The organism is Bacillus sp. JJ1532 (assembly GCF_036965085.1).
Classification (GTDB): domain Bacteria; phylum Bacillota; class Bacilli; order Bacillales; family Cytobacillaceae; genus Cytobacillus.
Window position 1 is genome coordinate 1 of the sequence record NZ_JBALOW010000054.1, and the last position, 8,846, is coordinate 8,846.

General features: G+C 36.4%; 6 protein-coding genes and 1 pseudogene. 4 read left to right on the top strand and 3 right to left on the bottom strand.

What is annotated here, in order from left to right:
• Positions 1-304: 304 nt before the first annotated feature.
• The gene (locus V7122_RS18320) at positions 305-946 is read left to right on the top strand and encodes a WGR domain-containing protein (protein WP_335345519.1); all 642 of its coding nucleotides are present in this window, start codon (positions 305-307) and stop codon (positions 944-946) included.
• A gap of 833 nt (positions 947-1,779) precedes the next feature.
• Here V7122_RS18320 and V7122_RS18325 read toward each other — a convergent pair.
• Positions 1,780-3,747 carry a hypothetical protein gene (locus V7122_RS18325; protein ID WP_335345520.1) on the bottom strand — a complete coding sequence of 656 codons (1,968 nt, stop codon included), beginning with the start codon at positions 3,745-3,747 and terminating at the stop codon, positions 1,780-1,782.
• Positions 3,748-4,229: 482 nt separating this feature from the next.
• Between V7122_RS18325 and V7122_RS25815 the strand changes: the two are divergent.
• The 3 genes and pseudogenes from V7122_RS25815 to V7122_RS18335 all read left to right on the top strand — a co-directional run.
• Positions 4,230-4,418 (top strand): annotated as a pseudogene (locus tag V7122_RS25815) (hypothetical protein); the annotation flags it as partial.
• Between the two features lie 110 nt (positions 4,419-4,528).
• Positions 4,529-5,539 carry an aromatic ring-hydroxylating dioxygenase subunit alpha gene (locus tag V7122_RS18330; RefSeq protein ID WP_335345521.1) on the top strand — a complete coding sequence of 337 codons (1,011 nt, stop codon included), beginning with the start codon at positions 4,529-4,531 and terminating at the stop codon, positions 5,537-5,539.
• A gap of 98 nt (positions 5,540-5,637) precedes the next feature.
• The gene (locus V7122_RS18335) at positions 5,638-7,002 is read left to right on the top strand and encodes an NCS2 family permease (RefSeq protein ID WP_335345522.1); all 1,365 of its coding nucleotides are present in this window, start codon (positions 5,638-5,640) and stop codon (positions 7,000-7,002) included.
• Positions 7,003-7,319: 317 nt separating this feature from the next.
• On the opposite strand, the gene V7122_RS18340 is transcribed toward V7122_RS18335, so the two are convergent.
• Both V7122_RS18340 and V7122_RS18345 read right to left on the bottom strand, forming a co-directional pair.
• A complete protein-coding gene (locus tag V7122_RS18340) occupies positions 7,320-8,027 on the bottom strand; it encodes a M48 family metallopeptidase (protein ID WP_335345523.1) in 708 nt (235 codons plus the stop codon).
• A gap of 1 nt (position 8,028) precedes the next feature.
• On the bottom strand, positions 8,029-8,526 hold the full coding sequence (locus V7122_RS18345; RefSeq protein ID WP_335345524.1) for a DUF1456 family protein: 498 nt from the start codon (positions 8,524-8,526) through the stop codon (positions 8,029-8,031).
• Positions 8,527-8,846: the final 320 nt, after the last annotated feature.

Genomic DNA, 8,846 nt, shown 5'->3' on the forward strand with positions numbered 1-8,846 from the left:
CTCCACGTGTGTGGAGTGCTGACGGTAGATAATTATACTATGATATGTAGTAGTTCGCTTTTTATATCCTTAACTTTTCATCATGGATTAATTATTTACTCAAACGTTCATTTCTTTGCCTTTTCATTTTCAATTCATTTTCTCTTTCCAAACGAATAGTTTCTTTAAATTTTTCCTCTTCTTCGATTCAGGCACGATTACTCAAGATGGTAGATTCTATATATATAATATGGTAGATTAAATTAACCGATATTCAATACATTATAAAAAATCACTTAACATGCTAAAACCGGAAGGAATTCTTATGACAAAAGCAATTTCTCTTTATACGAACGACACCCCTTTATTTGCGTTGAAGGAAGTAGAACAACGAGTTGTACTAAATTATGTTTCAATCCAAGCTAACTCCAATAAATTTTATATTATAGAATTTCAGGAAGGGGTAGGAGAATACTCTTACCGTATTTATACTGAATACGGACGGATGGGAAATTCTCCAAGAAAACAAGAGAGATATTTTCTAACCCGCTTAGAAGCTAAGAATGCATTTGAAAAGATTCTATCTTCTAAACGGAAAAAAGGGTATGAATTAATCGTGATAGATGAAGAATGGGACGAATCTTCTCTCATACCAATCAGAGCTCCTTTTCAAAGAAAAACAACTCACCCGATTTCCCAAGCCCTCATTTTTTCTATTCATACCCAATTGGGGAAACTTTCAGAGATTCAGCTTTATAGAGGGATTCAAATACTAACTAAAATTGAAGAGAAGATACATAATGACAACACAGATGTTATTCACCTGTCTAATCAATTTTATTCTGTTATTCCTGTTGTGTTTGGAAATCAAATAGGAAAAATCCATCTATTGGATAATTCCAAGAAGGTACAATCAAAAAAAGAATGGTTGAATCAAATGATCTCCGCTGTACATTATGAATATTGAGTGAAGAAACAAAGAATTCTTTTTAGACTATATTAATATTTCAAGATAAGCTGAGATGCACCCATGTCCAGATTTTATGTGGCGACACAAGGGGAATTGATAATTTTTTCCCAAAATTTAATGCTACTGCCTATCCTAGATCAGCCATTTTCCTTTGACTTTCTCCTATTCAACAGTAATTGTGTCCTTATAATCCATATTTCCATTCTCCAATTCCAGAGATTCATGATAAATACGATTCTACCATTCCATAGTACACACTAGAATAATTCAATAATGAGTTTTGCATTAGATATTGTACCTGTGACGCCCCGAAAAGTCTTGTTCCATAGATGTTTAACAAGAATAACTTTGAGAATAAACAAAACAAAAAAAGCCCAACCATTAAGGATTTGAGCTTCTTCTATTCACTAAAATAATCTTTGCAACCGCTTCACAATGAATTAGGTGGTGATGGCAGATAATATAAATGTAATAGTGTTTTTCAAAGTCGATGATCAATTTATTAATGAGAAAAAATGTCTTTTTGTTAAATTTGTACTTCGTCACTCGTTTCGAGACAACTAAACATTCATTTTCCAACTGGATAAGGTCAGCCATTTTTCCTTTTCCTTGAAAGCACGGGGACGGTTCTTCTGCTTCTTTTTTGGAGGTATAAGCCTCTATTTTTAGGTTTTTCCAAACCTATTTTGGCACGCGTAAACTTTTATCGGACACTATAACACACATTTGTTTTTAGATTGAAAAAAAACGTACCCAGTGGAGGGGTACGCTTGAGACAAATTAGATCTGAATAATTTAAGATACATATGAGCAAATACTTTTTCGCGAATCTACTGAAAGCTTACCTTTACCGTTACTTCCAATCTAGTTGCCGGTTCTGTATTGGAAACATTTATTGGTAAAGTAAAGAGGTTACTAAATAAAGTGAATTCGCCTGGTTTTTTCCAAGATTCAAAACTAAATGGTCTAATGTCCCAGCTTATTTCAACTTCGTGCTCTTTATCTGCAGAATCGACTATGGTTACTTTTTTAGGTAATGCGGCCGTAAACTGTTCAAATGTAATATCTTTTGAAAAATAAAGTGGATCTAGTGGTTTAATTTCTTTTAGCGTAATATCTGTTTTGATTACTATTGTCACATAATTAGCTATAGTGCCTCTATCAACTACCTTTAATGGGTTGGTAATTCCATCATACAATGTTTCTTTATATGCGTCACCAAGCCATATGTTATGCGTATACATTCCATCAGGTGCATCAAAGTGGATTGTATATTCTCCTACTGGAATATCATTCATAACGTAACGTTCCTTACCATTCCAAGGGGTACTTCCCTCTCTATATTCTTTCCCTGTTACTTTATCCTTAAGATAGAATGATCCTATAATATTTTCAAATGGTATTTTATTTGAAGTAGAAGTAGAATCTTTATATAGACTTATTTGTACTTTCCCTTTTACTATTGGTGCTGGCTTCTCTCTTACAATAGTTATTTCTTTAACAGTTGTGTTCCCAGCTCCATCTTTAAGCATATACGTAAATACATTTTCACCTATTTCTAAGTCTACAGACCATTCTAAAGTTCTGCTAATTTCAGAACTATAGTTACCTTCGTATTGCTGAATATGACTATCAAATTCATACAGTTCTAAATAACTGAACCTATCCTTCATGTTAATTTCGAGTTGGGCTGTATCTGAAGAAGCTTCTCTTTCTTTTACCACTATATTTAATTCTGGAGGTGTGGTATCAACATAGAACCTTCTTGCAATACTGCCACTTTTTCCTGATTGCGAAATAACATTTACACTAATAGCATGTGAATTATCTTCTAATGTAAGGAGTTTTCTGAATTTATATGCAGGTCCTTTATAAACAACACTTCCATTGCTTTTTACTTCTGCATTTTCTTCATATACAACATCTGCTGCTTGATCATGAATAAGGATTTTTTCAACATACTTTACATTTGTTACATAACCTTCGAATAAAATTTCAGAATTCGCAAATGTTTTTAGCGGTGTAGGGGAATGCATATATATTGCTGGGAAGAAATAATTATCTGCTGCTTCCTTTTCTAGATATTGTATTTTTTCTAATATTGCCCCTAATAACTCTTCGCCTGAAATATGAGCATTGGGATCCATTTCTTTCACTTTTGCCACCTTGGTCATGGCAGCTAATACTGCTTCCTTATCCTTTATTCTTATATCTTCAAATGATGGTAAAGTTTTTATGACTCCTTCTGCCTCTTGAATCAATTCAAGTAAAAATAAATCTTTTATTCTATTTTCTAATTCCTCTAATTTTTTCAAGTTGGTCACTAATTCTTTTTCTTCAGGTGTCAATGCATCATAATACATTCTTGCTGCTGCTACCATTTCTTTATCATCTAAAGCTAATTCAACAACATTTGGCAGCTCATCTATTAGTCTTATCGCCTCATTAACACGGCTCTTATCCATAACATACTTTATTGTTTTTGCTAGTTCTACGATTTCATTTTTTCCGGTAAAGACCTTTATATCTATTTCAGATGTTTTAAATATTGATTTTGTAAAATATCCATTTTTGTCTAGGTTAACATTAAAGCCATTAATCTCTAAACTTACTTTCGTATTCCCTTTGTAACTATCTGGTACTTCTAAAGCACCTATGATGTCTATTTTCTTACCCTCAGAGTCTATTATAGTTGGTTCCTTAACCCATTTAATATCGTCTGCTTTTTGGCCAAATACAACCGCACTACCCAAAAGCATGGATACTGCCACTAGTACAAATAGTATTTTCTTAATCATCTGATTTCAAATCCCCCTAACGTTTAGTGAATTTAATAATAAATATTTCGATACCCCCCTTTATGTGTATTTTCTGAATATTTAATCATTACAAATATATGATAAAATATTCCATTTTTCAATAGATTTATTAGTAGAAAGAGAGTTTTGAAAGGGGAAATTTCTCCTGTCATCTTATCGAATTATATTAAGATACACTGCGAAAAATGTTGATTTTTGTATTGATAAAAAGTCCCAAAAAAGTAATTTGAGGGGCTACTGCCTGTTTCTGGTGATCACAATACTTTCGCAGTAACTTTAATACCAATGTGGTCCTCAAGAAACGTGATCTAGTTGTTATATTCTTAAATACCCAAACATATCCATTAATAAAAATAATGGGGGCCTGGTTTATTTGGGTTATAAACCCATATCGTAAGTTCATTGACAATAGGTGCTGAAATTTCCATTTCGTTTCCACATCCCTTTTACATAGCTATGTTTTAGGCATTACGATCCGGTCCTTATTGCCGGACATAGATGAACATCGGTCTTTTATCGGACGAAGATCCTTTGGCATTACTTCTTATGTAAATGAAACAACTGGGTACCGTGGCATTGCACATAGCTTATTTGCTAGGGGGATCGTTTCTCTTTTCTGTCTGCTATCCCCTACTCTGGAAAAGCCGTAAGCAGGTTTTATTTTATTGGGAGGTGGTTGTGATGTAAAGAAATAGAGAAGTTTTCACTGTCAAAGCAAAAAAATAGCGAAAAAAAGATGAAGGGAAGGAAAACTTAGGAAATGACAACAAAAAACGTACCCGTCCTGCCACATTTGCTGGAGAAGGACCCTGTATTGGTGAATGAGTGGCTTCCTGTTTACAAAGCTGCGGATTTGAAAGATCAACCTGAACAAGTAGAACTATTAGGTGAAAAAATCGTAATTGTAAGATTGGAAGGAAAAGTTGTTGCCTTCCGCGATCTGTGTATCCACAGGGGTGTTCCGCTTTCAATGGGAAAAGTGAAGGAGAATCGTCTCGTTTGCGCATATCACGGATGGGAATATAGTGCTTGCGGATCTTGTGTACGAATCCCTGCTCAAGAAGCCAAACAGAGCATCCCCAAAAAGGCAAAAGCGATCTCGTATCATTGTCAGGAAGCACTTGGACTTATCTGGATATGTCTTGGACAGCCCGCTAACCATCTAGTGGACCATCACATGTTCACTGATCACGATTACAAATCGGTCATATGTGGACCATATCCTATCGTTGCAGCAGCACCGCGCGTTGTGGAAAATTTCCTGGACGCTTCCCATTTCATGTTTGTACATGAAGGATTACTAGGTGACCCAAGTCATACAGTAATTAACGATTACCATGTAAAGCGTATAGAAAATCGTCTAATATCCGAAGAAATTGTCGTTTATCAACCTGATCCCGATGGCCGAGGCACCCCCATTAACAGCAATTACACGTACGAAGTTCTTGCCCCACTAGTTGCCCGTCTCAACAAAATAGACAATGAAACACAGCAGGTGTTTAGCATGGTATGGATTATTCAACCAACTAATGAAAAGCAAAGCATTGCCTATGCAATTGTCTCTCGTAATTATGACCTTCATCTACCTGATCATGTTTTTATTGATTTCCAAAATACTTTGCTTTTACAAGATAAAGCCATTATTGAAGCTCAAAAGCCGGAATTGTTGCCTCTAGACCTCCAAGCGGAGTTGCATCTGAAATCGGATAGAATGAGTATCGCCTATCGTAAATTATTGAATGAACTTGGTTTGACTTTTGGGACAGCGTAAAGAATAACAGGTACGAGAACATTGTTACGGAGCCGTCCCCCACGATTCAATTGGACTAAAATGAGTTCGTCTAAATATTATCAACGAAGGAGGATCTTATGTCGGGACAAACTCAAATAAATAATCCACATAATATGAAGCCTGTTGGCCAAAACTCTTGGTTGGAACGCCGCTTTCGACTTTCGGAAAGAAATACGAATGTAAAAACAGAAATTTTAACTGGTATTACGACCTTCGTCACAATGGCTTATATCATTTTTGTCAACCCATCCATTTTAGCGGATGCGGGTATTCCAATGGAAGCAGCAGTAGCTGCCACTATTTACGCTAGTATCATTGGTACAATTTTATATGCCTTCTGGGCGAATCTTCCAATTGCGGTCGCCCCTGCAATGGGATTAAACGTCTTTTTCACTTATACCGTTGTCATAGGTGAAGGATTGTCATGGCAAACAGCTTTAGGTGCCGTGTTTATTTCAGGTATCGCCTTTTTAATACTTACAATTACCGGCATCCGAAAAAAATTAATCACTGCCATTCCTCCCACCCTTCGTTCTGCCATTGGGGTTGGTATAGGGCTGATGATCGCATACATTGGGTTACAAGGATCGGGAATTATTATCGCAAATGAGGAAACATATGTTGCACTTGGTAATATCAAGTCAAGTGGACCACTGCTCGCGATAGTAGGGTTAATTATAGCAGCAGTGTTGACTGCTAAGCGGGTAAAGGGTGCCTTTTTGATCAGTATTATTGGTATTACTGCATTAGCGATGATATTTGGAGAGGCTCCAGTACCACAAGGGATTGGAGATATTGTCTCACTCTCTTTCCCAAGCCTGGCTGACACGTTCTTGCAAATGGATATTTTAGGCGCTCTAAGCTACGGTCTTTTTTCGATCATTTTTACCTTCACAATTGTCGAACTATTCGAAAATCTAGGAACACTGGTCGGTTTAGGGAAAGTTTCAGGATTAATGAAAAACGATGGAGATATTAAAAACATCAACAGGGCATTAACAGCGGATGCAGTTGCCACAATGGCCAGTGCATCCATGGGTTCCACTGCTACGTGTGCATACATCGAAAGTGCGGCTGGTATTGCCGAAGGAGGTAAAACCGGGTTAAATGCGCTGACTGTTGCTATCCTTTTCTTCGCTGCACTCTTCTTCACGCCATTTGTCACACTCATACCAACCGTAGCAACAGCTCCCATCTTGATCATGGTTGGGGTTCTTATGTTGACAGAGGTGCAGTACATCAAATTTGATGACTATACAGAAATTGTACCTGCATTCCTTACGATGATTATGATGCCGTTAACTGTAAGCACAGCTGAAGGTTTGGCATTCGGCTTTGTCTCTTATACGATCTTGAAACTACTCACAGGGCGTGCCAAAGAGCTTCACTGGATGATGTATTTTATCACCATTGCATTCTTAATCCACTTCCTTGTGAAGTAAATTCTAAAAATATTTTGATACACTGATTGTTATTGAAAGCATATATTTACAAGAATGTATAAAAAGCGGGTCAGTCCCCCACTGCTTCATCACAGTAATTAACTGACCCGGAATATTTATTTTACATAGAAGCCCAGCCATTAAGGCTTTGAGCTTCTTCTATCAACTAAAATAATCTTTGCAACCGCTTCACAATGACTTAGGTGGTGATGGCAGATAATATAAATATAGTAGTGTTTTTCAAAGTCGATGATGAATTTATTAATGAGAAAATGTCTTTTTGTTAAATTTGCACTTCGGCACTCGTTTCGAGACAACTAAACATTCATTTTCCAACTTGATAAAGTCAGCCAGTTTTCCTTTTCCTTATAGTCAGGCATTATTTTTCCAACAAGACGCCAGAAGGATCGGTCGTGATTCAGATGAACCATATGGCACATTTCGTGAACGACTACATAGTCAATGACCTCCCGAGGTGCCATTGCCAGTCTCCAATTAAATGTTAACTGCAGCTTTGAATCACAAGTTCCCCAAGTCGTTTTGCTATCCGAGATACGAATAGAACGTGGTTTTGTTTTGAAGTTGCTTTGATAAGTGGAAATGCTCTTTTCCACTAAAGCCTTACACTGCTGGTAATAAAATCGTTTCAATGCTTGTTTTATTTTTTCAGTGTCAGGCTCCTTTACATAAATATGGAGCTTACCATTTTCAAACACTACATTTTCTTGTGCAATATTAATATCTTGGAAGATCTGTATAGGATAATGGTTTCCTAAATAAAGAAAACTCTCACCATACTCATAAACCTTTTTCTGTGGCCCCAGCAGCCTCTCCTTCATTTCTTTTAATTTTTGCTGTATGTGATCCCATTTTTCTTCTACTAATTGAAGCACTCTATCATCAGGTGTCCCTTTCGGAGCCTGGACTTCAACATTTCCATAACTATCTATTGTCATTCCTATAGAGGTACGATTTTTGTACTTGATTTCCAAACGTATTGTCTCACCTAAGTATGTATGTATCATGTCATCCCCTGTATTTGATCGCCAATCCTTTTAAGAAATTCCTGGCATATTTATCTCCGCACTCCTTATAATTCTTATGCCCTTCTTTTCTTAATAAAGCGCCCAGTTCTCCTCTTGTAACGGTAATTCCTGCATTGTCGAATATATCCAGCATATCCTCCGTTGTTAATGCTAATGCTATTTTTACTTTCTTTAACAGGAGATTATTAACATTTGCACTTTTATTTACAGACGGTTCTGGAGTAGCAGACTGCCCTGGCTTCGGCTCTTGCCTTCCTCTTTTATAAATAATAAAACCATTTAAAAATGAATCTAACATACTGTTATTACATTTTATTTGATCATCACTCTCGTCATCATACTCGTCTGATTTTGTGAGAATCTTTATTACTTCTGGAACTGTAACATCTACTCCCCCAAGCTTAAAGATCTCTGCCATTTCTTTATTTTTAATTTCTTGCGCATATCTCAATCGGATTAATATATCGTTATTATCCACAATAGACCTCCATAAAAAAATTAGTGTCAATCCTTTGTTCCAACAAAGGTACTGACCAATTGATAAATATCATACTACAACATCGTAAATCTAATTTCAAAAAAATAATAGGAAACTCCCAATGGGTTAGTTGCCTACATTTAAAATTATCTTTGCAACCGCCTCACAATGTGCGTTAGGTATGCGCAACCATGACGGGTGGTGAAGGTTACAGGCTTTATATGTGCCTCTCTTGTCTTCAGTTGTTGATGGCGGCGGTTACTAGAAACCTTTTTCTCGGTAAATTGTCCATCCAGACTCTTTGCTTGGACTTTTCAAAC

Coding starts and splice junctions, on each gene's coding strand:
- V7122_RS18320 (WP_335345519.1), top strand. CDS start 305: ATGACAAAAGCAATTTCTCTTTATACGAACGACACCCCTTTATTTGCG.
- V7122_RS18325 (WP_335345520.1), bottom strand. CDS start 3,747: ATGATTAAGAAAATACTATTTGTACTAGTGGCAGTATCCATGCTTTTG.
- V7122_RS18330 (WP_335345521.1), top strand. CDS start 4,529: ATGACAACAAAAAACGTACCCGTCCTGCCACATTTGCTGGAGAAGGAC.
- V7122_RS18335 (WP_335345522.1), top strand. CDS start 5,638: ATGTCGGGACAAACTCAAATAAATAATCCACATAATATGAAGCCTGTT.
- V7122_RS18340 (WP_335345523.1), bottom strand. CDS start 8,027: ATGATACATACATACTTAGGTGAGACAATACGTTTGGAAATCAAGTAC.